24 protein-coding genes and 1 tRNA gene are annotated in these 24,304 nt (G+C 70.2%); 24 read left to right on the forward strand and 1 reads right to left on the reverse strand.

Features of this window, described 5'->3' with window-relative positions; translation table 11 throughout:
• The first annotated feature begins 87 nt into the window (after nt 1–87).
• The 10 genes from ACFYRY_RS17955 to ACFYRY_RS18000 all read left to right on the forward strand — a co-directional run bounded on the left by ACFYRY_RS17955 (nt 88) and on the right by ACFYRY_RS18000 (nt 7,270).
• Complete coding sequence (locus ACFYRY_RS17955; protein ID WP_030684069.1) at nt 88–873, forward strand: GntR family transcriptional regulator; 786 nt, start codon at nt 88–90, stop codon at nt 871–873.
• A gap of 167 nt (nt 874–1,040) precedes the next feature.
• The gene (locus ACFYRY_RS17960; protein ID WP_389146324.1) at nt 1,041–1,397 is read left to right on the forward strand and encodes a hypothetical protein; all 357 of its coding nucleotides are present in this window, start codon (nt 1,041–1,043) and stop codon (nt 1,395–1,397) included.
• Entirely contained in the window at nt 1,397–2,773 is a 1,377-nt protein-coding gene (locus tag ACFYRY_RS17965) for an FtsK/SpoIIIE domain-containing protein (protein WP_389145868.1), read from the forward strand. Before ACFYRY_RS17960 ends, ACFYRY_RS17965 begins: the two co-directional genes overlap by 1 nt.
• Before the next feature lie 86 nt (nt 2,774–2,859).
• The gene (locus ACFYRY_RS17970; RefSeq protein WP_389145871.1) at nt 2,860–3,546 is read left to right on the forward strand and encodes a DUF2637 domain-containing protein; all 687 of its coding nucleotides are present in this window, start codon (nt 2,860–2,862) and stop codon (nt 3,544–3,546) included.
• A gap of 12 nt (nt 3,547–3,558) precedes the next feature.
• Nucleotides 3,559–3,750, forward strand: a complete 192-nt coding sequence (locus ACFYRY_RS17975) for a mobile element transfer protein (protein WP_004986816.1) — start codon at nt 3,559–3,561, stop codon at nt 3,748–3,750.
• Between the two features lie 15 nt (nt 3,751–3,765).
• Nucleotides 3,766–3,960, forward strand: coding sequence for a hypothetical protein (locus ACFYRY_RS17980; RefSeq protein ID WP_389145874.1), 195 nt, complete (start codon nt 3,766–3,768; stop codon nt 3,958–3,960).
• Between the two features lie 25 nt (nt 3,961–3,985).
• Nucleotides 3,986–4,231 (forward strand): SpdD protein, encoded by a 246-nt coding sequence (locus ACFYRY_RS17985; RefSeq protein ID WP_389145877.1) that lies wholly within the window; start codon nt 3,986–3,988, stop codon nt 4,229–4,231.
• Between the two features lie 155 nt (nt 4,232–4,386).
• On the forward strand, nt 4,387–5,697 hold the full coding sequence (locus ACFYRY_RS17990; protein ID WP_389145880.1) for a replication initiator: 1,311 nt from the start codon (nt 4,387–4,389) through the stop codon (nt 5,695–5,697).
• Entirely contained in the window at nt 5,673–5,867 is a 195-nt protein-coding gene (locus ACFYRY_RS17995) for a helix-turn-helix transcriptional regulator (RefSeq protein WP_389145883.1), read from the forward strand. The genes ACFYRY_RS17990 and ACFYRY_RS17995 overlap by 25 nt, the downstream gene beginning before the upstream one ends.
• Nucleotides 5,864–7,270, forward strand: coding sequence for a tyrosine-type recombinase/integrase (locus tag ACFYRY_RS18000; RefSeq protein WP_389145886.1), 1,407 nt, complete (start codon nt 5,864–5,866; stop codon nt 7,268–7,270). Before ACFYRY_RS17995 ends, ACFYRY_RS18000 begins: the two co-directional genes overlap by 4 nt.
• Nucleotides 7,271–7,502: 232 nt before the next feature.
• Here the strand turns inward: ACFYRY_RS18000 and ACFYRY_RS18005 are convergent.
• Nucleotides 7,503–7,574, reverse strand: a tRNA-Arg gene (locus ACFYRY_RS18005).
• A 289-nt stretch (nt 7,575–7,863) separates the two neighbouring features.
• On the opposite strand from ACFYRY_RS18005, the gene ACFYRY_RS18010 reads away from it, so the two are divergent.
• The 14 genes from ACFYRY_RS18010 to glyA all read left to right on the forward strand — a co-directional run bounded on the left by ACFYRY_RS18010 (nt 7,864) and on the right by glyA (nt 24,185).
• Nucleotides 7,864–8,376: a response regulator gene (locus tag ACFYRY_RS18010; RefSeq protein WP_389146327.1), complete on the forward strand. Its 513-nt coding sequence runs from the start codon at nt 7,864–7,866 to the stop codon at nt 8,374–8,376.
• A gap of 126 nt (nt 8,377–8,502) precedes the next feature.
• A complete protein-coding gene (nrtL, locus tag ACFYRY_RS18015; RefSeq protein ID WP_389145889.1) occupies nt 8,503–9,642 on the forward strand; it encodes an ArgS-related anticodon-binding protein NrtL in 1,140 nt (379 codons plus the stop codon).
• Between the two features lie 49 nt (nt 9,643–9,691).
• A complete protein-coding gene (lysA, locus tag ACFYRY_RS18020) occupies nt 9,692–11,083 on the forward strand; it encodes a diaminopimelate decarboxylase (RefSeq protein ID WP_389145891.1) in 1,392 nt (463 codons plus the stop codon).
• A 184-nt stretch (nt 11,084–11,267) separates the two neighbouring features.
• Nucleotides 11,268–12,560, forward strand: coding sequence for a homoserine dehydrogenase (locus ACFYRY_RS18025; RefSeq protein WP_389145894.1), 1,293 nt, complete (start codon nt 11,268–11,270; stop codon nt 12,558–12,560).
• Between the two features lie 6 nt (nt 12,561–12,566).
• Complete coding sequence (thrC, locus tag ACFYRY_RS18030; RefSeq protein ID WP_389145896.1) at nt 12,567–13,625, forward strand: threonine synthase; 1,059 nt, start codon at nt 12,567–12,569, stop codon at nt 13,623–13,625.
• Nucleotides 13,626–13,916: 291 nt separating this feature from the next.
• Complete coding sequence (gene thrB, locus ACFYRY_RS18035) at nt 13,917–14,846, forward strand: homoserine kinase (RefSeq protein WP_389145899.1); 930 nt, start codon at nt 13,917–13,919, stop codon at nt 14,844–14,846.
• Nucleotides 14,847–15,270: 424 nt separating this feature from the next.
• Nucleotides 15,271–17,343 (forward strand): transcription termination factor Rho, encoded by a 2,073-nt coding sequence (gene rho / locus ACFYRY_RS18040; RefSeq protein ID WP_389145902.1) that lies wholly within the window; start codon nt 15,271–15,273, stop codon nt 17,341–17,343.
• A 370-nt stretch (nt 17,344–17,713) separates the two neighbouring features.
• On the forward strand, nt 17,714–18,847 hold the full coding sequence (locus tag ACFYRY_RS18045) for an LCP family protein (protein WP_389145904.1): 1,134 nt from the start codon (nt 17,714–17,716) through the stop codon (nt 18,845–18,847).
• 247 nt (nt 18,848–19,094) lie between these two features.
• Nucleotides 19,095–19,316 carry a 50S ribosomal protein L31 gene (gene rpmE / locus ACFYRY_RS18050; RefSeq protein ID WP_093720256.1) on the forward strand — a complete coding sequence of 74 codons (222 nt, stop codon included), beginning with the start codon at nt 19,095–19,097 and terminating at the stop codon, nt 19,314–19,316.
• Between the two features lie 106 nt (nt 19,317–19,422).
• The gene (gene prfA / locus ACFYRY_RS18055; RefSeq protein ID WP_389145907.1) at nt 19,423–20,499 is read left to right on the forward strand and encodes a peptide chain release factor 1; all 1,077 of its coding nucleotides are present in this window, start codon (nt 19,423–19,425) and stop codon (nt 20,497–20,499) included.
• A 106-nt stretch (nt 20,500–20,605) separates the two neighbouring features.
• Nucleotides 20,606–21,445: a peptide chain release factor N(5)-glutamine methyltransferase gene (gene prmC / locus ACFYRY_RS18060; protein ID WP_389145910.1), complete on the forward strand. Its 840-nt coding sequence runs from the start codon at nt 20,606–20,608 to the stop codon at nt 21,443–21,445.
• A 64-nt stretch (nt 21,446–21,509) separates the two neighbouring features.
• Nucleotides 21,510–22,157 (forward strand): L-threonylcarbamoyladenylate synthase, encoded by a 648-nt coding sequence (locus ACFYRY_RS18065; protein ID WP_356763798.1) that lies wholly within the window; start codon nt 21,510–21,512, stop codon nt 22,155–22,157.
• Nucleotides 22,154–22,825, forward strand: a complete 672-nt coding sequence (locus ACFYRY_RS18070) for a protein-tyrosine-phosphatase (RefSeq protein WP_389145913.1) — start codon at nt 22,154–22,156, stop codon at nt 22,823–22,825. Before ACFYRY_RS18065 ends, ACFYRY_RS18070 begins: the two co-directional genes overlap by 4 nt.
• Nucleotides 22,826–22,943: 118 nt before the next feature.
• Nucleotides 22,944–24,185, forward strand: a complete 1,242-nt coding sequence (glyA, locus tag ACFYRY_RS18075; protein WP_389145916.1) for a serine hydroxymethyltransferase — start codon at nt 22,944–22,946, stop codon at nt 24,183–24,185.
• Nucleotides 24,186–24,304 lie beyond the last annotated feature (119 nt).

Below are 24,304 nucleotides of genomic sequence, written 5' to 3' on the forward strand. Positions count from 1 at the left end.
TCACGTTCCTCGGCCCTCTCAGCTGGCTAGGCTCTCCACCGTAGCAACAACACTCGCCCACTCGTCTAGATACCTAAAGGAGTACACGTGACGTCTCTTCCGAGCCTTCTCGGTGATCTCGACCCCACGAGTGATCGTGCGGTCTTCCGGCAGATCGCCGACCAGCTGCGCGAGGCAATCGACCGTGGGCGGTTCAAGGAGGGCGAAAAGCTGCCCTCCGAAGCGGAGCTGGTCGAGCATTACGGGGTTTCCCGTATGACCGTTCGAAACTCCTTCTCCATCCTCCAGGGCGAGGGCCTGGTGCACGCCGAGCACGGCAAGGGCGTCTTCGTGCGACCACGGCCACCTGTCCGACGGCTCGCCTCAGACCGGTTCGCCCGGCGCCACCGCGAGCAAGGGAAGTCCGCGTTCATCGTCGAGGCCGACGCCGCCGGCAGTCACCCGCAGGTCGACAGCCTGGAGGTCAAGGAAGAGAAAGCCAGCCAGGACATCTCCACCCGGCTCGGCTCCGTACGCCGCGTGCTCGCCCGGCGGCGCCGGTACCTGCTCGACGGCCGGCCGGTCGAGTTCGCCACCTCCTATCTGCCGCTCGACATCGCGCGCGGTACGCAGATCGCCGAACCCAACCCCGGCCCGGGCGGCATCTACGCCCGCCTCGAAGAACTGGGCCACCACCTCGACCACTTCGAGGAGGAGATCCGGGCTCGGATGCCCTCGCCGTCCGAGGTGAAGACGCTCCGGTTGGCCTCCGGCGTGCCCGTGATCCACCTGATCCGTACCGCGTATGACACCGAAGGGCGGGCTGTGGAGGTCTGTGACACGGTCATGGCGGCGGACGCCTATGTCCTGTCGTACCAGCTCCCGGCCACGTGAGGGCCTGACCGGCGGTGGTGCGCGGGGCCGCTTTCCCGAACTCGTACACCCCAACAGGCATACTCGTATAGACGAGTGGGCAAGTTGTGTGGCAGGGTGGTCGTCGTTCCCGGAGATCGGGTTCGAAGGCTGCATCTTGTATAGACGAGTAGATGGGAAGAAGTATCTTGCGCACCATCCGTGTGGAGACCTCGGCCGCAACGATCCTGCTGACCGAGGCGCCTGAGCCCAAGGTCCGTGACCGGCAGACCGGCGAGATCGCCAAGGACGCCGTCAGCGGCGAGGCCCTGATGACGATGGGCGTCGTCTACATCGAGGAGGGGGAGTCGTCCCTGATCAAGGTCACCGTTCCGGAGAGCGGGGTGTCCGACGGGCTCGCGCTCGGTGCCCCGGTCTCGCTGCCGGGGCTCATTGCCCGGCCGTGGGAGAGCGTGTTCAACGGGCAGCAGCGCCACGGCATCGCGTTCCGCGCCGCCGCTGTCACTCCGGCCGCGTTCCCGGCCGCTGTGGGGGCCTCGGCCTGATGACCGACCTGGCAACGCTTCTGGAGGTGGGTGGTCCTGTCGCCGCGCTCGGCGGCGGGGCTGCCTACGCCCGGGCCAACCACCCCGGCCTCTACTGGTCCACGGTCGGCCTGCCGATATCCACGGCCCGGCTGCTCAGCTCGTACAGCTCGGTCATGGAAGCTTGCGGCCTGACCGTCGCTCCGTCCCGGCTGCGGGTTCTGGCGGTCAAGGCCACCACCCGGCGGGAGGTGCGGCCCGTCCCGCCGCGTCGCGGAATCGTCCGCCCCACCTCGACCGGACTGCGGCTTCGACTGCGGCTCGCCCCAGGCCAGGAACCCGCCGACGTCGCCGCCTCCGCCGAACGGCTGAGGCACGCCTGGGGAGTTCACGCCGTCTACGTCACCACCATCAAGCCCGGTGTCGTCGAACTGCGGCTCGTCGGCTTCGACGTACTGCGCAACGTCCGCATGCCGCGCAGGTTGGCCGACGGGTTCCTGAAAGTCCCGGTGGCGCTACGGGAGGACGCCACTCCTTTCATACGCGACTACCGCACCGTGCCCCACGGCCTCACGCTCGGCGCCACGTTGTCGGGCAAGTCCATGTACCTGCGCCACCTCGTCGCCGGACTCGCCCGACAGCCCGTCGCCCTGGTCGGTATCGACTGCAAGCGCGGTGTGGAGCTGGCTCCCTTCGCTCCACGGCTGTCGGCGCTGGCCACCGACCCCGAGCAGGCTGCCGAACTACTGCCCGTACTCATCAAGGAAATGGAGGACCGATACGACCTGATCAAGGCCCGGCAGGGCATCGCGCCGACCACACCGGACGAGGAGATCACCTCCGACATCTGGGGACTGCCCGAGCACGAACGCCCGGTGCCCATCGTCCTGTTCGTGGACGAGGTGGCCGAACTCTTCCTCGTCGCCACACGCAAGGACGAGGAACGCCGGGACGAGATGGTCACCCAGCTCATCCGCCTCGCCCAGCTCGGCCGCGCGGCCGGCATCTACCTAGAGGTCTGCGGCCAGCGCTTCGGCGCCGAACTCGGCAAGGGCGCCACCATGCTCCGGGCCCAACTCACCGGCCGAGTCTGCCACCGCGTCAACGACGAAGCCTCCGCCAAAATGGCACTCGGCGACATCGCCCCCGAAGCGGTCTCCGCCGCCTGCGCCATCGCCCCCGAACGGCCCGGCCTCGCCGTTGCCGGTGACACCTCCGGCGGCTGGTCCCGCATCCGCACCCCGTACCTCTCCCTCGCCGATGCCGCCGAGACCTGCCACACGACGGCCCACCTGGTCCCCGACCTGCCCGCGCTCAAGCCCTTCCAGCCCGACGCGCCCGTACGGCCGGTCGAGTCCCCGGCCCCGGTCGTGCAGCCCCGACCGGTCACCGACTGAGCCGCTCCCTCTCCCGCCCCGGTCGGCGTGACCGCCTCACGCCACGTCCCTACCCCGCCATGCCTGAAACCGGAAGGAGCCGCAGCATGCGCGCCCAACTGGCCCGTATCGATGCGGTGCTCGTCCAAGCCGTCATCGCCGCCGCCCTGTCCTTCGCCCACCTCCACGACGTCGCCTCGGCGGCCGGACAAGACGGATGGAAAGCGTGGGCCTATCCGATCTCGGTCGACCTGCTGCTCGTCGCCGCCTGGCGCCGCCTGCGGACCGGCGACGCGAAAGCCTCCGGGTGGTGCTGGTTCGTCATCGCCCTCGCCGCCTCCCTCGGCGCGAACGTCGCCACCGCCGGACTCCTCGACCTGAACGCCGTGCCGGCCTGGCTCCGCATCCTCGTCGCAGGCTGGCCTGCGGTCGCCTTCCTCGGCGGAACCCTCCTCGCCCACTCGACACCGACCGCGCACAACGTGACCAAGGAGACCGACGCCAGCGAGGGCGAGGGCGAGGAGACCGAGTTCCCGCAGGATCGCGAGGACATCGAGGACCAGGAGGACGCGCCCGATCCCGTACCGGAGCTCCCGCCGCCACCAGTCGCCGCGCCCACGCCCGCCCCGACTCCTCCGCCCGCCGTCTCCGTCCCGGCCGCCCTGGTCGAGCACGCCCGCAAAGTCGCCACCGAGCACCACACCCGCACCGGGTCGCCTATCGACACTCCCACCCTCCGCGCCCGGCTCGGCGTCCCCGCCCCCATGGCCGACGCCATCGCCGCCCACCTCTGAGAGGAGATCCACATGAGCGCCAACCGCCGCTTCCGCTCCGTCACCCGCATCGGCCCCGTCCAGGTCGGCACGTCCTACGACGGTCGCGGCCGCGAGAAGCACACCGCCGCCTGCACGGCCCCGCGCTGCGGCTTCTCCGCCGACTACGACAGCCGCGCCGCCGCCGAACTCGCCGCCCGCACCCACCGCTGCCCCGTCCGCTGAAAGGACCCGCACACCGTGACCGTCAGCCTGCCGCTCGTCCTCGTCCTCGGCCTCTTCGCCTGGGGAGCGGTCAAGTTCCTCGGCGTCCGTACCTGGATCGTCGTCCTGGTCGCCCTCTTCGGCTTCTGGCTCTCGCACACCTTCATGGCCCCGGCCATCGAGTCCGGCACGCGCTCCGGCGTGGACGTCATAAACGGCTCACACGACTAGACGAGTAGATAAGGAGAACCCCGCTGTGTTCCTGCCCAAGTACCCCGACACCCCGACGCCGCCGCCCGCGCACACCCACACCGTGGCCGACCCGGCCCCCATACGGCGTCCGGCGCCCCAGATATCCGTCAGCACCGGAGCGGTCGCGGCCGTCCTCGTCGGCGGCGTCGTGCTGACCGCGCTCCTGGCCGCCGTCGCCGTCACGGCCATCTCCGTAGCCGTCGCCGCCGTGGTCCTGCGCTCGATGCTCCGCGAAAAGCACCGCCGCTGACACACCAGCCCCCGGGGCGGCTCTGATACCGCCAAGCATCCGCCGCCCCGGGGACCCTGCCCCTCCTGCCCGAAGCCAGAAGGAGAACCACCATCTTCACCCGCGCCACCCCGCCCCCGCTCCACGAACTCGGCGAGCTGGCCGCCCTCGGCACCATGCCCGCGCTCCTGCGGCAGCTCTCCGGGCTCGGCGGCTGCACTCACCCGATCCGCCTCGACGGCCACCGCACCGAGTACGACCTGAACACCCGAACTGGCGAGATCGGCAACGCCCTCCACCACCTCGACTCCTCCAGCCTCCCGGCCGGTCACCTCCTGGTCCGCTGCAACAACCGCCGCACGACCCGCTGCGTGGCCTGCGCGGAGGTCTACCGCCGGGACACCTTCCACCTGATCACCTCCGGACTGCGCGGCGGCAAGGGCATCCCCGAACGCGTCGCCGCCCACCCCCGCGTCTTCGCCACCTTCACCGCCCCCGGCTTCGGCCCGGTCCACAACCGCCCCACCGGCCCGGCCCGAACGGTCCGCCCCTGCCGCTGCGGCACCCTCCACGACCAGGACGACGACGCCCTCGGAACCCCACTCGACCCGGACACCTACGACTACGAAGCCGCCGTCCTCTGGAACGCGCACACCGGCCCGCTGTGGCGACGCTTCTCCACCTACCTCCGCCGGGAAGTCGCCAAGCGCGCCGGCCTCACACAGCGGGCCTTTCGCCAGTACGCCCGTGTGTCCTTCGCCAAGGTTGCCGAATACCAGAAGCGTGGAGCCGTCCACTTCCACGCCGTCATCCGCATCGACGGCCCCGAAGGCGGCGACACCCCGCCACCTGCCTGGGCCACCGCCGAACTCCTCACCGACGCCATCCGCGCCGCCGCTGCCAACGTCCACGTGGACGGCCCGGTCATCGACGGACGCGCGCACGCCTTCACCTTCGGCCGTCAGCTCGACGTACGCACCATCCGCTCCGCCGACTTCGACGGCGGCCAGGAACTCACCGAACGGGCCGTCGCCGCCTACATCGCCAAGTACGCCACCAAGGGCGCCGAAACCGCGACGGGAGCTCTCGACCGACCGCTCAAGTTCGCCGCCGAACTCGCCCAGCTCGACATCAGCGACCACGCCCGCCGCATGATCCGCACCGCCTGGTTCCTCGGCGCACGCAAGGACCTCGAACACCTCCGGCTCCGGGCCTGGGCCCACATGCTCGGCTTCCGCGGCCACTTCTCCACCAAGTCCCGCCGCTACTCCACCACCCTCGGCGCCCTCCGCACCGCCCGCGCTGAATGGCGCCGCGCCCAAGCCGCAGCAGCCAACGGCCCCGAGACCGACACGACGTACGTCCTCGCGCACTGGGTCTTCGCCGGAACCGGCCTCTCCGACGCCGAAGCCTGGCTGGCCGCATCCCTCGAACCCGTCCCCGGAACGGAAGGAGAACCGACATGGACCGCCGACGGGACGAACTGATGACTGTCCCGCAGATCCTCGCCGAGCTCGGCGGAGTGTCCCGCCGAACCTTCTACCGCTGGCGCGAGGTGGGGCAGGCTCCGGAAGCGATCAAGCTTCCGAATGGTGAGCTCCGCGTTTGGCGCAGTGACTTCAACGCCTGGCTCCACGGGCTCGCGGAGGCGGCGTGAAGTCGCATGACGTGAGGGTGTGGGGCATCCGCAAGCGGCCGTACAAGACGCCGTCGTATGACGTGCGATGGAAGGTCGGCGATGCCCCGCCATTCTCCGAGACCTTCCGGACGAAGGCACTTGCTGACAACTTCCGGGCCAAGCTTCTTCTGGCTGCCCAGAAGGGCGAGGCCTTCGACACGGAAACCGGTCTGCCGGACTCCATGGCACCCGCCAAAGCGTCTCGCACCTGGTACGACTTCGCACGGGCGTACGTCGCCATGAAGTGGCCGCACGCAGCTCCGAACTCCCGCGACAGCTTGAACGAGACGATGACGCTCGTCACGACTCAGCTGCTGAGTGATCGGCCTGGGCGTCCGGCTGACGATGTCTTGCGCCGTGCGCTCCGGGGCTGGGGTTTCGTCGTCCAAGCCTCGAACGAGGAAGCCCCGCCCGTCGACATCGCGAACGCTCTTCGCTGGGTGGCAAAGGCCTCGCTGCCGTTGGCGACACTCAAGAATCCGGCAGACATCCGCCTCGTCCTCGATTCGCTCAAGCTCAGACTGTCGGGCGCCCCAGCGGCCGCCGAGACGGTACGGCGCAAGCGCGCAGTCCTCTTCAACGCCCTTGCCTATGCGGTCGAACTGGGGGAGCTCCCGGAGAACCCGGTCACGCTCGTGAAGTGGAAGCCGCCGAAGGTGACCAAGGAAGTCGACCGCCGGGTAGTGGTGAACCCTCGGCAGGCACGCGAACTCCTGGTCGCAATCTCTTACGTCGGCGGCTACCGCCGGGCCCGTGGGCGGCGCCTCGTCGCGCTCTTCGCCTGCATGTACTTCGGTGGGCTTCGGCCGGCGGAAGCTGTGGCTCTGCGCCGCCCGGACTGCACGCTGCCGGAGACCGGGTGGGGTTCGCTGATCTTGGAGAAGACCCGCCCGACCGTTGGGAAACGCTGGACAGGAACCGGGGAAGTTCACGACAACCGCGGCCTCAAGAACCGTGCTGCGAACGAGACCCGCATCGTTCCGATTCCGCCTGGCCTCGTGCGCATGCTCCTCGCGCACATTGAAGAGTTCGGCACGGCCAAGGATGGACGGCTGTTCGCCAACGAGCGCGGGGGAGTGGTCGCCTCCACTACGTATTGGCGCGTCTGGGACGAGGCGCGGCACCTGGCGCTGACCCCGGAACAGGTGGCCTCGCCGCTGGCCGCTCGGCCGTACGACCTGAGGCACGCCGCGCTCTCTTCCTGGCTCAACGCCGGCGTCGATCCCACCGAGGTCGCGGAGCGCGCGGGCAACAGCGTCGAAGTGCTGCTAAGCCGGTACGCGAAGTGCCTCGACGGGCGCCAGGACATCGCCAACCGCCGGATCGCCGAACTCCTCGGCGAGGGCGACGACCAGGAGGACGGGCCCGGCGACCAGCCCTGATCCCGACAGGCCTCCGACACACGCACCTGCGGCATGATGGCCCCTGGACTACGGTCCGGGGGCTCCGTGGTTTCCGGGTCTGACCTGCGGATTCCTGCCCTGACGCCAGTCCACGCATAGTCCACAACACCCGACATACAGCCGCTCCGAGCGACACACGGCTGCACATACGCGAAGACCCCGTCCTCAGCGAAACCGCTGATGGCGGGGTCTTTAGGCACCTGAATCAAGGTGCCCCCGGCAGGATTCGAACCTGCGCACACGGCTCCGGAGGCCGTTGCTCTATCCCCTGAGCTACGGGGGCGTGTCGGCGGCTGAGCGCTTGCTCGTGGCGACGGGTAGAACACTACCAGCTCCGTCCGGGTGTTCATGAACGGGTTTTGTGGCGTCGGGCGAGGTCGTGTCGTCGGGCGAGGGGAGGGCGGGTGACTGGGGCTCGACGGGGGGAGAGGCGCTCGCGCGAGGCGGGCTTGGGGGGTGGAAGTGGGGCTGGCGTGGAGGAGGGTTGCCCGCACGGGGTGGAAGTGGGGAAAAGCCGGACGCGGTGGCCGGTCCCGACCTACTCTCGAGTTGTGCCAGGCGTGTCCGGCCGGGTGCTTGTTGTGGACGACAACAAGGTCATCCGGCAGCTGATCAGGGTCAATCTCGAACTGGAGGGTTTCGAGGTGGTGACCGCGGCCGATGGTGCCGAGTGTCTGGATGTCGTTCATCAGGTGCGGCCCGATGTGATCACCCTCGATGTCGTCATGCCCCGCCTCGACGGGCTCCGGACCGCCGCCCGGCTGCGTTCCGACCCGCGCACCCGTCATCTGCCCCTCGCCATCGTCAGCGCGTGCTCGCAGTACGAGGTCGAGAGCGGGCTCGACGCCGGGGTCGACGCCTTCCTCGCCAAACCCTTCGATCCTGCCGAACTCGTGCGCCTCGTGGGGCAGTTGATCGAGGGGGAGGGGAATAGGGGGAGCGGGAGCAGCGGGGGGAGCATGGGTGCTTTGGACGGGGCAACCGAAGGGCATCCGGAGGGGGTCGCGTTCGACGGCGTTCTCGGGACCGCCGGAGAGGCCGAGCCGGCTGGACGGGCCGATCGGGCCGGGCGGTCCGGCGGCTGATTGTTCCCGTCGCCATCCCCCGGGGGGCGTCAGAGGTGGCCGCCCGCGTCCCTGCCCCGTCCACATCCCGGAACCTTGCTCAAACCGGCTCGCCTACCCACCCCCCTCCTCCCCTACGCTGGTCCCGTGATCCCCGTCGAGCTCTCCCGTACCGTGCTGCGCGCGGTGCGTCGGGCTGTGGACCGGGGGGAGCTGACCGTGACCGTTCCGGAGCGGGCCGTGGTGACGGTGCCGGGGCCCGGGGGCTGTGGGGACTACGCCACCAACATCGCCCTTCAGCTCGCGCGGCCGGCTGAGCGGACACCCCGGTACGTCGCCGAGGTCCTCCGGCACCATCTGCTCAGTGACGACATCGGTACGGACGCCAGGGACGCCAGGGACGCCACGGACACCATGGGCGCCCGTGACGACATCGGCACCGACACCATCGACGCCGCCGACACCAGCCGTATCGCCGACGTCGTCATCACCGGCCCCGGCTTCCTGAACTTCCGCCTGCGCGGCACCGCTTCCGCCGGTCTCGTCGGCGAGATCCTGCGCAGGGGACAGGCGTACGGGTACTCCGACGCGCTCACCGGGCAGCTGCGTCGACTGCATGCCGCCCACGAGGTCCGGGCCCTCGTCGTCGCCGACGCCGGCGCCCGCCTCCTCCGCGCCCAGGGCGCACGCGTCCGCGTCACCTGTGAGGCTCGGCCCGAGCCGGAGTGGGTGGGGGGCCTCGGCGTCCACGTCGACGCGTACGGCACCCCCGAGTCCTCGGCGGAGACCACGCGCCTCACCCCCGTCCCCACCCCCGCCGACCCCACCCCCCTCGGCCCCGACGCCGCCCGCTGGGCCCTCCTCCACCCCGCCGCCCACGACCGGCCCCGGATCGGCGACGAGCACCTCGTCCAGCGTGAGAGCAACCCGCTCTTCCGTGTCCGCTACGCCCACGCCCGCACCCGGGCCGTCAGCCGCAACGCCGCCGACCTCGGTTTCCACGCCGAACCCGGCGACGTACCGGAAGAGGAATACCTGACGGGCGTCCTCGCCGATCACCCACGGATCCTCGCCGCGGCCGCCGCGCACTGCGCGCCGGACCGCCTCGCCCGGCACCTCGTCACCGTCGCCGATGCCGTCCTCCCCTTCCTTCCTACTGTCCTTCCGCGCGGCGGGGAGAAACCCTCGGCCGCCCACCGGGCCCGGCTGGCGCTTGCCGAAGCCGCCGGGACGGTGCTGGCCGGTGGCCTGACCCTGCTCGGTATCGACGCACCTGATCACCTGTGAGACAGCGCATACAGACGCACACAGACGCACAGAGAGCCCAAGAGAAGCCATGAGCCGTTCCGCACACCCCGCCGGGCCCCGTCACGCCGATGTGTATCCGGAGGGGCACTACTCCGCTCCGCCCGCCGACCTCAACACCCTCGACGCGAAGGTGTGGGCCCAGACCGTCGGCCGTGACCAGGACGGTGTCGTCACCGTCGGCGGCGTCGACGTGAAGACCCTCGCCGAACAGCACGGCACCCCCGCCTACATCGTCGACGAGGCCGACTTCCGCGCCCGCGCACGGGCGTGGCGCGCAGCCTTCGGGACCGACGCCGACGTCTTCTACGCCGGCAAGGCGTTCCTGTCCCGGGCCGTGGTCCGCTGGCTGGACGAGGAAGGGCTCAACCTCGACGTCTGTTCCGGCGGAGAGCTCGCCACCGCACTGTCGGCCGGCATGCCCGCCGACCGCATCGCCTACCACGGCAACAACAAGTCGACGGACGAGATCCACCGGGCGGTCAGCGCGGGCGTCGGCCGGATCGTGCTCGACTCCTTCCAGGAGATCGTCCGCGTCGCCCACATCGCCCAGTCGCTGGGCAGGCGGCAGCGGGTGCAGATCCGTGTCACTGTCGGGGTGGAAGCGCACACCCACGAGTTCATCGCGACCGCCCACGAGGACCAGAAGTTCGGCATCCCGCTCGCCGGCGGGCAGGCCGCCGAGGCCGTACGGCGTGCGCTGCAGCTGGACGGGATCGAGGTGATCGGGATCCACAGCCACATCGGGTCCCAGATCTTCGACATGTCCGGCTTCGAGGTCGCCGCCCACCGGGTCGTCGGGCTGCTGAAGGACATCCGCGACGAGCACGGCGTCGAACTGCCGGAGATCGACCTCGGAGGCGGTCTCGGTATCGCCTACACCAGCGACGACGACCCCAGCGAGCCGCACGAGATCGCCAAGGCGCTCAACGAGATCGTCACCCGTGAGTGCGAGGCCGCCAAGCTGCGCACGCCCCGTATCTCCGTCGAGCCCGGGCGGGCCATCGTCGGTCCCACCGCCTTCACGCTGTACGAGGTCGGCACCATCAAGCCCCTCGACGGACTGCGGACGTACGTCTCCGTCGACGGTGGCATGTCCGACAACATCCGTACCGCGCTCTACGACGCCGAGTACAGCGTCGCCCTGGTCTCCCGCACCTCGGACGCGGAGCCGATGCTGGCCCGCGTCGTCGGCAAGCACTGCGAGAGCGGCGACATCGTCGTGAAGGACGCGTTCCTGCCGGCCGACCTGGCGCCGGGTGACCTGATCGCCGTACCGGCGACGGGTGCGTACTGCCGGTCGATGGCCAGCAACTACAACCACGTACTGCGGCCGCCCGTCGTCGTGGTCAACGACGGTGAGTCCCGCGTCATCGTCCGCCGGGAGACGGAGGAGGACCTGCTGCGCCTCGACGTCGGGTGAATCCCGCCGGAGAACGTCGGTGAATCCGCCCGGATACGGAGCCGGATACAGGGGGCGGAAGATCTCCTGTCTTCCGGCCCCGTACAAATGAAATAGATGTCTCACGATCCGGACATGGGATAGAAAGTCCCGTCCGGTGAGTGAGACTGGACCAACCGTAGACGGTATGAGGAAACGAGGTCGGATGATGCGTACGCGTCCGCTGAAGGTGGCGCTGCTGGGCTGTGGAGTGGTCGGCTCAGAGGTGGCGCGCATCATGACGACGCACGCCGACGACCTCGCCGCCCGGATCGGCGCCCCCGTGGAACTCGCCGGGGTGGCCGTCCGGCGGCCCGCCAGGGTACGTGCGGGCATCGACCAGAGCCTCGTCACCACCGACGCGACCGCCCTCGTCAAACGCGGCGACATCGACGTGGTGGTGGAGGTCATCGGAGGGATCGAGCCCGCCCGCACGCTCATCACCACCGCCTTCGAGCACGGCGCCTCCGTCGTCTCCGCCAACAAGGCGCTGCTCGCCCAGGACGGCGCCGCCCTGCACGCCGCCGCCGAGGAGCATGACGCGGACCTCTACTACGAGGCCGCCGTCGCCGGAGCCATCCCGCTGATCCGGCCGCTGCGCGAGTCCCTCGCCGGTGACAAGGTCAACCGGGTGCTCGGCATCGTCAACGGCACCACCAACTTCATCCTCGACAAGATGGACACCACGGGGGCGGGCTACCAGGAGGCCCTCGACGAGGCCACCGCGCTCGGTTACGCGGAGGCCGACCCCACCGCCGACGTCGAAGGCTTCGACGCCGCCGCCAAGGCCGCCATCCTCGCCGGGATCGCCTTCCACACGCGGGTGCGCCTCGACGACGTCTACCGCGAGGGCATGGCCGAGGTCACCGCCGCCGACTTCGCCTCCGCGAAGGAGATGGGCTGCACCATCAAGCTGCTCGCGATCTGCGAGCGGGCCGCCGACGGGGCGTCCGTCACCGCGCGCGTGCACCCCGCGATGATTCCGCTGACCCACCCGCTCGCCTCCGTGCGCGGCGCGTACAACGCCGTGTTCGTCGAGTCCGACGCCTCCGGTCAGCTGATGTTCTACGGCCCCGGTGCCGGCGGCGCCCCCACCGCCTCCGCCGTCCTGGGTGACCTGGTGGCCGTCTGCCGCAACCGGCTCAACGGCGCCACCGGCCCCGGCGAGTCCGCGTACACCGCACTGCCCGTGTCGGGCATGGGCGAGGTCGTCACGCGGTACCACATCAGCCTCGACGTGGCGGACAAACCGGGAGTTCTCGCCCAGGTTGCCACCGTGTTCGCCGAGCACGGCGTGTCGATCGATACGGTTCGCCAGCAGGGGAAGGACGGCGAGGCCTCCCTCGTCGTCGTCACGCACCGCGCGTCGGACGCCGCCCTGGGCGGGACCGTCGAGGCGTTGCGCAATCTCGACACCGTGCGTGGTGTCGCCAGCATCATGCGGGTTGAAGGAGAGTAACCAGCAATGACCCACCAGTGGCGCGGAATCATCGAGGAGTACCGGGAGCGGCTGCCGGTGTCCGACACCACGCCGGTCGTGTCGCTCCGCGAGGGCGGTACGCCCCTCGTCCCCGCGCAGGTGCTCTCCGAGCGCACCGGCTGCGAGGTCCACCTCAAGGTGGAGGGCGCCAACCCCACCGGGTCCTTCAAGGACCGCGGAATGACGATGGCGATCACGCGTGCAAAGGAGGAGGGCGCGAAGGCTGTCATCTGCGCCTCCACCGGCAACACCTCCGCCTCCGCCGCCGCGTACGCGGTGCGCGCCGGCATGGTCTGCGCCGTGCTCGTCCCGCAGGGCAAGATCGCGCTCGGCAAGATGGGCCAGGCCCTCGTGCACGGCGCGAAGATCCTCCAGGTCGACGGCAACTTCGACGACTGCCTCACTCTGGCCCGCGCGCTGAGCGACAACTACCCCGTGGCCCTGGTCAACTCGGTCAACCCGGTGCGTATCGAGGGTCAGAAGACGGCCGCCTTCGAGATCGTGGACATGCTCGGTGACGCGCCGGACATCCACGTCCTGCCGGTGGGCAACGCGGGCAACATCACCGCGTACTGGAAGGGGTACAAGGAGTACGCCGCCGACAGCGTCGCCGCGAAGACTCCCCGCATGTGGGGTTTCCAGGCGTCCGGCAGCGCCCCGATCGTGCGCGGCGAGGTCGTCAAGGACCCGTCGACCATCGCCACCGCCATCCGGATCGGCAACCCCGCGTCCTGGCAGTACGCGCTGGCGGCGCGGGACGAGTCGGGCGGCTTCATCGACGAGGTGACGGACCGTGAGATCCTGCGCGCCTACCGGCTGTTGGCCTCTCAGGAGGGTGTCTTCGTCGAGCCGGCGTCCGCCGCTTCCGTGGCCGGTCTGCTGAAGGCCGCCGAGCAGGGCAAGGTCGACCCCGGGCAGAAGATCGTGTGCACCGTCACCGGCAACGGGCTCAAGGACCCCGACTGGGCCGTCGCCGGCGCACCGCAGCCGGTCACCGTCCCGGTCGACGCGGCGACCGCCGCCGAGCGCCTGGGCCTCGTCTGACCTGAGGGATGACCTGAGCGATGACCTCTGGGAACGGGTGACCGCCAGAGGGGGTGCACAGGGGGCTTACGACACGCATCGTGCGCCTCCTGTGCGCCCTATGTCGCCACAGAACCTTCCTTCGATAGGCTGTAGGCGAACCCGCCCGCCGCATATGCCTCGCATACGGCCGGGTGCCGCGCCGTCTCCGCGGCCCGGAAGCGGTCCCACGGTTCCTCAGAGGTCCCCAGGACCTCATGCACGTATCGAACGTCTTCGACAGTTCCGCAGCTCAAGGAGAGTCATCGAGCGATGGCCGGTCCAGCTTTCCGCGCCGCCGCCGTCCGGGTGCGCGTCCCCGCCACCAGCGCCAACATCGGTCCGGGCTTCGACGCCTTCGGCCTGTCGCTGGGGCTCTACGACGACGTGGTCGTCCGGGTCGCCGACTCCGGGCTGCACGTCGACATCGCGGGAGAGGGCAGCGAGACGCTCCCGCGTGACGAAAACCACCTTCTCGTACGGTCCCTGCGCACCGCCTTCGACCTGCTGGGCGGACAGCCGCGGGGCCTGGAGATCGTCTGCGCGAACCGTATCCCCCACGGCCGTGGCCTGGGCTCCTCCTCGGCCGCCATCTGCGCCGGCATCGTCGCCGCGCGTGCCGTGACCATAGGCGGCGACTCCCGGCTCGACGACGCCGCGCTGCTGGAGCTCGCCACCGAGATCGAGGGCCACCCCGACAATGTGGCCGCTTGTCTGCTCGGCGGTTTCACGCTCTCCTGGATGGAGTCCGGAGCCGCCCGGGCGATCAGGATGGAGCCCTCGGATTCCATCGTTCCGGTGGTTTTCGTGCCCGGTAACCCGGTCCTGACCCAGACCGCGCGCGGACTGCTGCCGCGCACCGTGCCACACGTCGACGCCGCCACCAACGCGGGCCGCGCGGCCCTGCTCGTCGAGGCCCTGACCAGGCGTCCCGAGCTGCTGCTGCCCGCCACCGAGGACCGGCTCCACCAGGAGTACCGCGCACCGGCCATGCCGGAGAGCACGGCACTGGTGGAGCGGCTGCGGGCCGACGGGGTCCCGGCGGTGATCTCCGGCGCGGGACCGACGGTGCTGGCCCTCGTCGACGAGGCCAGCGCCGACAAGGTCGCCCATCTGGCGGGCGAGGGCTGGGCCGCCAACCGGCTGAAGCTCGACGCACGGGGTGCCGGCGTGATGCCGCTGGCCAGCACCAGCGACATCTGACGTTGACAGGTGAAATCCGGCGGCGCTCGCCGGATTTCGAGAGGGGGAATGTTTGTTGGATCCGGTAGTGTTAACCTCAAGTCTGCACCCGACCCCACCATGGCGAGGTGCATCGCGTCCCCGTCCGGGACAGACATCCTTCCGGGAGCCTCCCAAGCCGCACTGTGTTCAGTACGCCGTACGCGGGCAGTACGTCGTACCCGAGCGCTGAGCGACCTGCCGGGCACGCTCCGGAACCGGTGCGACCAAGCAACGTGACACAGACACTCAGTGCCACGGCTTTGGGAAGCGCCGTCACCACATTCCTCCGCCGTTCAGGCGGACCACCGCCCCGGCAGGGTCCACACAGCAAGGACCACTGCCGGACAGCACAAACGGTCGCCGAGCCAGACAGGCCGACGTCCGCTCCAGGGAAGGACCCTTCGTGAGCGACACCACCGATCTGATGGGCGCACGTGTCGAGGAGACCGCTGCCGCGCCCGCCACGGACGCCTCCGCGCCTGCCACCGGTGCCGGCTCCCGGCGGCGCCGCGGTACCGGCCTCGAGGGCATGGTGCTGGCCGAGCTGCAGCAGGTCGCATCCGGCCTCGGCATCAGGGGCACCGCGCGTATGCGCAAGAGCCAGCTGATCGAGGTCATCAAGGAGGCGCAGGCAGGTGGGGGCGCCCCGGCCGCGAAGGCCGACGCCACCGAGACCAAGCCGAAGCGCCGGGCCACCTCCAAGGCCCGTACCGGCGACGACACCGCGTCCGTCGCCGAGAAGAAGGCGGCCGCGAAGGCCGAGGCGCCCGCCGAGAAGGCCGTGGCCCAGCAGCAGATCGAGATTCCCGGCCAGCCCGCCGGCAACACCTCCCGTGATGGTGCGTCCCGTGCGAACGGGACCGAGCGCGGGGGAGACGACGCTCCCGCGGAGCGCCGCCGCCGTCGTGCCACCGCCGAGGCCGGCAGCCCCGACACGGTCGTCGCCGAGGCCAAGAGCGAGCCGAAGGCCGAGACGCCCGCCCAGACGCAGTCGCAGGGCGACTCCAAGGGCGGCGACGCCGATGGTGGCGACGGCCGCCGCCGCGACCGCCGTGAGCGCGGCCGGGACCGCGACCGTGACCGCCGTGGCGGCAAGGGCGACGAGCAGCAGGGCGGCCAGGGTGGCGGCCAGCAGCGCCAGGACCGTCAGGACCGCCAGGACCGTCAGCAGCAGGGCGGCGGCCGTCAGGACCGTCAGGACCGTCAGCGTGACAACGGCCCGCAGGACGACGACGACTTCGAGGGCGGGCGCCGTGGCCGCCGCGGCCGCTACCGGGACCGCCGTGGCCGCCGTGGCCGCGACGACGTGGCCGCCGAGCCGCAGCTCGCCGACGACGACGTCCTGATCCCCGTCGCGGGCATCCTGGACATCCTCGACAACTACGCCTTCATCCGTACGTCGGGCTACCTGCCGGGCCCCAACGACGTGTACGTCTCCCTCGCCCAGGTCCGCAAGAACGGCCTGCGCAAGGGTGACCACGTCACCGGTGCCGTGCGTCAGCCCAAGGAGGGCGAGCGCCGCGAGAAGTTCAACGCGCTGGTCCGCCTGGACTCCCAGAACGGCATGGCGCCCGAATCCGGGCGCGGGCGGCCGGAGTTCAACAAGCTGACGCCGCTGTACCCGCAGGACCGCCTCCGTCTGGAGACGGACCCCGGCATCCTCACCACCCGCATCATCGACCTCGTCGCGCCGATCGGTAAGGGCCAGCGCGGTCTGATCGTGGCCCCGCCGAAGACCGGCAAGACCATGATCATGCAGGCGATCGCCAACGCGATCACGCACAACAACCCCGAGTGCCACCTGATGGTCGTCCTGGTCGACGAGCGTCCGGAAGAGGTCACCGACATGCAGCGGTCGGTCAAGGGCGAGGTCATCTCCTCGACCTTCGACCGTCCGGCCGAGGACCACACCACGGTCGCCGAGCTCGCCATCGAGCGCGCCAAGCGTCTGGTGGAGCTGGGCCACGACGTCGTCGTGCTGCTCGACTCGATCACGCGTCTGGGCCGTGCGTACAACCTCGCCGCGCCCGCCTCCGGCCGCATCCTGTCCGGTGGTGTCGACTCGACCGCCCTGTACCCGCCGAAGCGCTTCTTCGGTGCGGCCCGCAACATCGAGGACGGCGGCTCGCTGACCATCCTCGCCACCGCGCTGGTGGACACCGGGTCCCGCATGGACGAGGTCATCTTCGAGGAGTTCAAGGGCACCGGCAACGCCGAGCTCAAGCTCGACCGGAAGCTCGCCGACAAGCGCATCTTCCCGGCGGTGGACGTGGACGCGTCCGGCACCCGTAAGGAAGAGATCCTGCTCGGCAGCGACGAGCTCGCCATCGTCTGGAAGCTGCGCCGGGTGCTGCACGCGCTCGACCAGCAGCAGGCGATCGAGCTGCTGCTCGACAAGATGAGGCAGACGAAGTCGAACGCCGAGTTCCTGCTGCAGATCCAGAAGACGACGCCGACGCCGGGCAACGGTGACTAGTCGTCCCCGGAAGTGACAGAGGGCCGTCCCCGACGCGGGGGCGGCCCTTTGTGCTGCGCGGGATCGCAGCCGCCGAACCGCCCGGAAAGACGACGCCCGGCGAGACCTTTGCCACAAGGATCTTCGTAAGCGGCGATTTCCCGCCGTACCGCATCTTTGGCCGAAACCGCAGGTGAACGGTGTTTGGCCGGAAGAATCCGTTACGTGTTGTGGCTGCCTGCCCACAGGGCGGTCACCGTGCGTTGTGCAACCCTTTCCCGAGTTCCGCCGTCTGACCAGGCGGAGCGACGATGGTGCGGTACGGGTCCACCCGGACCGCATCTGGCCCTGAAAGCAGGGGGTAACCGACCGGACCAGATTCGAGGAGCGCATGTCCGCCGAGAGCACACCGGAGCCCGGCATACCGGGAGAGCCCGGAAGCACAGGCCGCCATCGAGCCAAGGGCAGCCGCCGTAAACCCCGTGGGAAACGCAAGGGTGTCCTGATCATGGCCTGGGTGGCGGCGGGCATCGTCGTCCTGGGCGGCACCGGAGCCGGCTATCTGTACTTCAAGCTCAACGGCAACATCAAGAGCGTCGACATCGACTCCGTCCTCGGCACCGACCGGCCCACCAAGGTCGACAACGGCTCCGAGAACATCCTGGTCCTCGGCTCGGACACCCGTTCCGGCAACAACAAGAAGCTCGGCGGCGGCACCGACGACGGCAGCGCACGCTCCGACACCGCGATGGTCGTGCACGTCTACCAGGGCCACAAGAAGGCCAGCGTGGTGTCCATACCGCGCGACACCATCATCGAGCGCCCCGAGTGCACCGACGCCAAGGGCGTCGAGCACGACGCCGCGTCCGGCGTGATGTTCAACTCCGCGTACACCACCGGCGGAGCGGCCTGCGCGGTCAAGACCGTCGAGTCCCTCAGCGGCATCCGCATGGACCACTACCTGGAGGTCGACTTCAGCGGCTTCCAGAAGCTCATCGACGAGCTCGGCGGCGTCGAGGTCACCACCACCAAGGCCATCAAGGACCCCGACAGCCACCTCGACCTGAAGGCCGGCAGGCACCAGCTCGACGGCGAGCAGGCCCTCGGCCTGGTCCGCACCCGGCACGGCGTCGGAGACGGCTCCGACCTCGGCCGTATCCAGCTCCAGCAGGCCTTCATCAAGGCACTGATCAACCAGGTCAAGCACGTCGACCTGTTCGGCAACCCCAAGAGCCTGTACAACCTCGCCAACACCGCGACGAAGGCCGTGACGACCGACTCCGACCTCGGCTCCGTCAACTCGCTCATGTCGTTCGCCGACGGCCTCAAGGGCATCAGCTCCTCGAACATGAAGATGGTCACGATGCCGGTCCAGTACGACCCGACGAACATGAACCGCGTGATCGTCCAGAAGAGCAAGGCCAAGCAGGTGTGGACGGCCCTGGAGAACGACCGGGCGATCCCCAAGTCGGCCACCGAGGGCAACGCCAAGGGCGACGCCGCCGGTGTCGTGACCTCGTCGTAGTCGACGGCAACCGGAAGCGGCCGGCAGCCGCCGGAAGCAGTCGGCCGTAGCCGACGGTAGCCGACCGTGACCGTCGGCAGTCGGCGGCGGCCGGTCGAACGGCCCCCGCGGAGCCCGGGGAATAGAACGGCACGTCCCCCGGTTTTGGGGGATGCGCCCAGTCCTGGCAGACTGGTACGTCGGTCCCGGTTCACGCTTCCGCATCCTGCGGTGGCGACCCGGCGCCCTCCCGAAACTAGGAGACACCTTGAAGCGCGACATCCACCCCGAGTACGTCGAGACGCAGGTCAGCTGCACCTGTGGCGCGTCGTTCACCACCCGTAGCACGATCTCCAGCGGAACCATCCGCGCCGAAGTCTGCTCCGAGTGCCACCCGTTCTACACGGGCAAGCAGAAGATCCTCGACACCGGTGGCCGCGTGGCCCGCTTCGAGGCCCGCTTCGGCAAGGCCGCCGGCTCCAAGAAGTAGCGAGCCCCCATTCGCCGGTCCACGGTCGCGCCCCTTCCCCGGGCGCACCGGGACCGGCGTTTTTGGTCGCCCGCCTTCCCCCTCATCGCCGTATCAGGAGCCCAAGATGTTCGAGGCCGTCGAGGAACTCGTCACCGAGCACGCCGACCTGGAGACGAAGCTCGCCGACCCGTCGGTCCACTCCGACCAGGCCAACGCGCGCAAGCTGAACAAGCGTTACGCCGAGCTCACCCCGATCGTCGCCACGTACCGCTCCTGGAAGCAGGCCGGCGACGACATGGAGACCGCGCGCGAGTTCGCCGCCTCCGACCCCGACTTCGCGGCCGAGGTCAAGGAGCTGGAGCGGGAGCGCGAGGAGCTGACCGAGAAGCTGCGCCTGCTGCTCGTGCCGCGCGACCCCAGCGACGACAAGGACGTCATCCTCGAGATCAAGGCGGGCGCGGGCGGCGACGAGTCCGCCCTGTTCGCCGGTGACCTGCTGCGGATGTACCTGCGCTACGCCGAGCGGATCGGCTGGAAGACCGAGATCATCGACGCCACCGAGTCCGAGCTGGGCGGCTACAAGGACGTCCAGGTCGCCGTGAAGACCAAGGGCGGCCAGGGTGCCACCGAGCCCGGCCAGGGCGTCTGGGCCCGCCTGAAGTACGAGGGCGGCGTGCACCGCGTGCAGCGCGTGCCCGCGACCGAGTCGCAGGGCCGTATCCACACCTCCGCGGCCGGTGTCCTCGTCACGCCCGAGGCGGAGGAGGTCGACGTCGAGATCAACGCGAACGACCTCCGCATCGACGTCTACCGCTCCTCCGGACCCGGCGGCCAGTCGGTCAACACCACCGACTCCGCGGTGCGCATCACGCACATTCCCACCGGAGTCGTCGCCTCCTGCCAGAACGAGAAGAGCCAACTGCAGAACAAGGAACAGGCGATGCGTATCCTGCGCTCCAGGCTGCTCGCAGCGGCGCAGGAGGAGGCGGAGAGGGAGGCCGCCGACGCCCGCCGCAGCCAGGTCCGCACCGTCGACCGCTCCGAGAAGATCCGCACGTACAACTTCCCGGAGAACCGCATCTCGGACCACCGCGTCGGCTTCAAGTCGTACAACCTGGACCAGGTCCTGGACGGCGACCTCGACGCGGTGATCCAGGCCTGCGTCGACGCGGACTCGGCGGCGAAGCTGGCGGCCGCGTGAGCGCGTAAGGACGTATAAACGCGTAAGGACGTACCCACGCACGAGTACGACACGGAGGACCTGCGTGCAGCAATCATTTGGGGGGCGGCCCCCCAACCCCCGAGGCGTGCTGCTCGCTGAGGTAGCCCAGGCCACCCAGCGGCTGGCCGACGCCGGCGTGCCCTCGCCGCGCAACGACGCGGAGGAGCTCGCCGCGTTCGTGCACGGCGTGAAGCGGGGCGAGCTGCACACCGTGAAGGACTCGGACTTCGACGCCCGCTACTGGGAGGTCATCGTCCGGCGTGAACAGCGCGAGCCGCTGCAGCACATCACCGGACGGGCCTTCTTCCGGTACCTGGAACTCCAGGTCGGGCCCGGGGTGTTCGTCCCGCGTCCGGAGACCGAGTCGGTCGTCGGGTGGGCCATAGACGCCGTCCGCGCGATGGACGTCGTCGAGCCGCTGATCGTCGACCTGTGCACCGGCTCCGGCGCCATCGCGCTGGCCCTCGCCCAGGAGGTCCCGCGCTCCCGGGTGCACGCCGTGGAGCTCTCCGAGGACGCCCTGCGGTGGACCCGCAAGAACGTGCAGGGGTCCAGGGTGGACCTGCGTCAGGGCAACGCCCTGGACGCCTTCCCGGACCTCGACGGCCAGGTCGACCTGGTCATCTCCAACCCGCCGTACATCCCGCTCACCGAATGGGAGTACGTCGCTCCCGAGGCGCGGGACTACGACCCCGAACTCGCCCTGTTCTCGGGGGAGGACGGCCTCGAACTGATCCGCGGCATCGAGCGCACCGCGCACCGGCTGCTGCGTCCCGGCGGGGTCGTCGTCATCGAGCACGCCGACACCCAGGGCGGCCAGGTGCCGTGGATCTTCACCGAGGAACGGGGCTGGGCCGACGCGGCCGACCATCCCGACCTCAACAACCGCCCGCGCTTCGCGACCGCCCGCCGGGCGATGCCGTGAGCACCCCGCAGACTCTCGACCCGCAGCTGAACGTGTACTTCGTGTACGAGGAGGCCCGCTAGACATGGCTCGGCGATACGACACCAACGACGCGACCGACCGCACGACCGGTCTGCGCGAAGCCGCGTCCGCCGTCCGCCGTGGCGAGCTCGTGGTGCTGCCGACCGACACGGTGTACGGCATCGGCGCCGACGCGTTCTCCTCGGAAGCGGTGCACGACCTGCTGGAGGCCAAGGGCCGCGGCCGCAACATGCCCACCCCTGTCCTCATCGGCTCCCCGAACACGCTGCACGGCCTGGTCACCGACTTCTCCGAGCTGGCCTGGGAGCTGGTCGACGCGTTCTGGCCGGGCGCGCTCACGCTGGTCGCCAGGCACCAGCCGTCCCTCCAGTGGGACCTCGGGGACACCCGCGGCACGGTCGCCGTACGGATGCCGCTGCACCCGGTCGCCATCGAGCTGCTGACCGAGTTCGGCCCCATGGCGGTCTCCTCGGCGAACCTCACGGGCCACCCCGCGCCGGAGGACTGCGACGCGGCCCAGGAGATGCTCGGCGACTCGGTCTCCGTGTACCTGGACGGCGGCCCGACCCCGGGCAACGTGCCGTCCTCGATCGTCGACGTCACCCGCGAGGTGCCCCTGCTGCTGCGCGCGGGCGCGATCTCCGCGGACGAGCTCAGGAAGGTCGTACCCGACCTCGAGGTGGCGAATTGACGGCCCCTGACGCGGGGCGTGGCATATGGGACGGGGAAGAGACGCGGACCTTCACAGGGCTACCGCGTGACAGCTTCCGCATCCTCCACGTCAGCACCGGCAACGTGTGCCGCTCACCGATCACCGAGCGGCTGACCCGTCATGCCCTGGCGGACCGGCTCGGCGACCCCCTGTGGGGCGGGCTGATCGTGGAGAGCGCGGGCACCTGGGGCCACGAGGGCGCGCCCATGGAGGCCAACGCGGAGGCGGTCCTCGCCGACTTCGGCGCCGACGCCTCCGGCTTCATCGGCCGGGAACTGCTCGACGAGCACGTCATCATGGCCGACCTGGTCCTGACCGCGACCCGCGACCACCGCGCCCAGGTCATCTCCATGGGCCACTCGGCGGGCCTGCGCACCTTCACCCTGAAGGAGTTCACCCGCCTGGTGAAGGCGATAGACCCGGCGACCCTGCCGCCCCTGGAGCACGGCATGGTGGCCCGCGCCCGCGCCCTGGTCCGCGCGGCCGCGGCGCTCCGCGGGTGGCTGCTGGCCCCGACGGCGGAGGCGGACGAGGTCTACGACCCGTACGGTGCCCCGCTGCCCTTCTTCCGCTCGATCGGGGACGAGATACACCAGGCCCTGGATCCGGTGGTGACGGCGCTGACCGGGGTGCCCGCGCGTATGTGACGTGGCCGCCCGGTGGTCACCGTCCCACCGGAGTCCCCGCGAAGGCGTAACAGCCGAGCACCCCACCCGCCCCGGGCCTACATTGGACGTACGCCATCGTCGACGCCCGGAGTCCACCATGTCGGTCACCCATGCCCCAGAGACCGTCGATGCCCTGCGGCGGCAGGACCCCGAGCTGGCCGAGATCCTGCTCGGGGAGGCGGACCGGCAGGCGACGACGTTGCAGCTCGTCGCCGCCGAGAACTTCACCTCGCCGGCCGTGCTGGCCGCCCTCGGCTCACCGCTGGCGAACAAGTACGCGGAGGGGTATCCAGGGGCCCGGCACCATGGCGGCTGCGAGATCGTGGACGTCGCCGAGCGGGTCGCCGTGGAGCGGGCGAAGGCGCTGTTCGGGGCCGAGCACGCCAACGTGCAGTCGCATTCGGGATCGTCGGCCGTGCTGGCCGCGTACGCCGCGCTGCTGCGGCCCGGGGACACCGTCCTCGCCCTCGGCCTGCCCTACGGCGGTCACCTCACGCACGGTTCGCCCGCCAACTTCTCCGGCCGCTGGTTCGACTTCGTCGGGTACGGGGTGGACGCGGAGACCGGGCTGATCGACCACGAGCAGGTACGCACGCTCGCCCGCCTGCACCGGCCGAAGGCGATCGTGTGCGGGTCCATCGCCTATCCCCGGCACTTCGACTACCCCTTCTTCCGTGAGGTCGCCGACGAGGTGGGCGCCTATCTGATCGCCGACGCCGCCCATCCCATCGGGCTCGTCGCCGGGGGAGCGGCGCCCAGTCCGGTGCCGTACGCCGATGTGGTGTGCGCCACCACCCACAAGGTGCTGCGCGGTCCGCGCGGCGGCATGATCCTGTGCGGGGCCGACCTGGCCGAGCGGGTCGACCGGGCGGTGTTCCCGTTCACTCAGGGCGGCGCCCAGATGCACACCATCGCCGCCAAGGCCGTCGCGTTCGGCGAGGCGGCGACGCCGGCCTTCACGGCGTACGCCCACCAGGTGGTCGCCAACGCGCGGGTGCTGGCGGCCGGGCTGGCCGCCGAGGGCCTCGTGGTCACCACCGGCGGGACCGACACCCATCTGGTGACCGTCGACACGGCGCCGCTGGGCGTCGACGGACGCTCGGCCCGCGGCCGTCTCGCCGCCGCCGGCGTGGTGCTCGACTGCTGTGCGCTGCCTCACGGTGACGCCCGTGGACTGCGCCTGGGCACGGCCGCGGTGACCACGCAGGGCATGGGGGAGCTGGAGATGGCACGGATCGCGATGCTGTTCGGGCAGGTGCTCAGAGGGGAGACCGAGGCCCAGCGGGCTCGTGAAGATGTACGGGAGTTGGTCGGCGGATTTCCGCCCTATCCCGGCTGAGCGTGGGTAGGCGCACATCCGTACACAGCCACACGTGCAACCATCGTCGCTACCCGAAAGTCCCCAACGGTATGCGTGCATCGCTAGTGTGTGGGGCTGAGATGGCCAGCGAGACCTGT

This window comes from Streptomyces sp. NPDC005263 (genome assembly GCF_042872365.1).
In the GTDB taxonomy this organism is placed as follows: Bacteria; Actinomycetota; Actinomycetes; order Streptomycetales; family Streptomycetaceae; genus Streptomyces.

Excerpts from the sequence above, each read along its gene's own strand:
- ACFYRY_RS18025 (WP_389145894.1), top strand. The coding sequence starts at position 11,268 with ATGATGCGTACGCGTCCGCTGAAGGTGGCGCTGCTGGGCTGTGGAGTG.
- thrB (WP_389145899.1), top strand. The coding sequence starts at position 13,917 with ATGGCCGGTCCAGCTTTCCGCGCCGCCGCCGTCCGGGTGCGCGTCCCC.
- glyA (WP_389145916.1), top strand. The coding sequence starts at position 22,944 with ATGTCGGTCACCCATGCCCCAGAGACCGTCGATGCCCTGCGGCGGCAG.
- thrC (WP_389145896.1), top strand. The coding sequence starts at position 12,567 with ATGACCCACCAGTGGCGCGGAATCATCGAGGAGTACCGGGAGCGGCTG.
- ACFYRY_RS17965 (WP_389145868.1), top strand. The coding sequence starts at position 1,397 with ATGACCGACCTGGCAACGCTTCTGGAGGTGGGTGGTCCTGTCGCCGCG.
- ACFYRY_RS17975 (WP_004986816.1), top strand. The coding sequence starts at position 3,559 with ATGAGCGCCAACCGCCGCTTCCGCTCCGTCACCCGCATCGGCCCCGTC.
- ACFYRY_RS18045 (WP_389145904.1), top strand. The coding sequence starts at position 17,714 with ATGTCCGCCGAGAGCACACCGGAGCCCGGCATACCGGGAGAGCCCGGA.
- lysA (WP_389145891.1), top strand. The coding sequence starts at position 9,692 with ATGAGCCGTTCCGCACACCCCGCCGGGCCCCGTCACGCCGATGTGTAT.
- ACFYRY_RS17995 (WP_389145883.1), top strand. The coding sequence starts at position 5,673 with ATGGACCGCCGACGGGACGAACTGATGACTGTCCCGCAGATCCTCGCC.
- ACFYRY_RS17970 (WP_389145871.1), top strand. The coding sequence starts at position 2,860 with ATGCGCGCCCAACTGGCCCGTATCGATGCGGTGCTCGTCCAAGCCGTC.
- ACFYRY_RS18065 (WP_356763798.1), top strand. The coding sequence starts at position 21,510 with ATGGCTCGGCGATACGACACCAACGACGCGACCGACCGCACGACCGGT.
- prfA (WP_389145907.1), top strand. The coding sequence starts at position 19,423 with ATGTTCGAGGCCGTCGAGGAACTCGTCACCGAGCACGCCGACCTGGAG.
- ACFYRY_RS17990 (WP_389145880.1), top strand. The coding sequence starts at position 4,387 with ATGCCCGCGCTCCTGCGGCAGCTCTCCGGGCTCGGCGGCTGCACTCAC.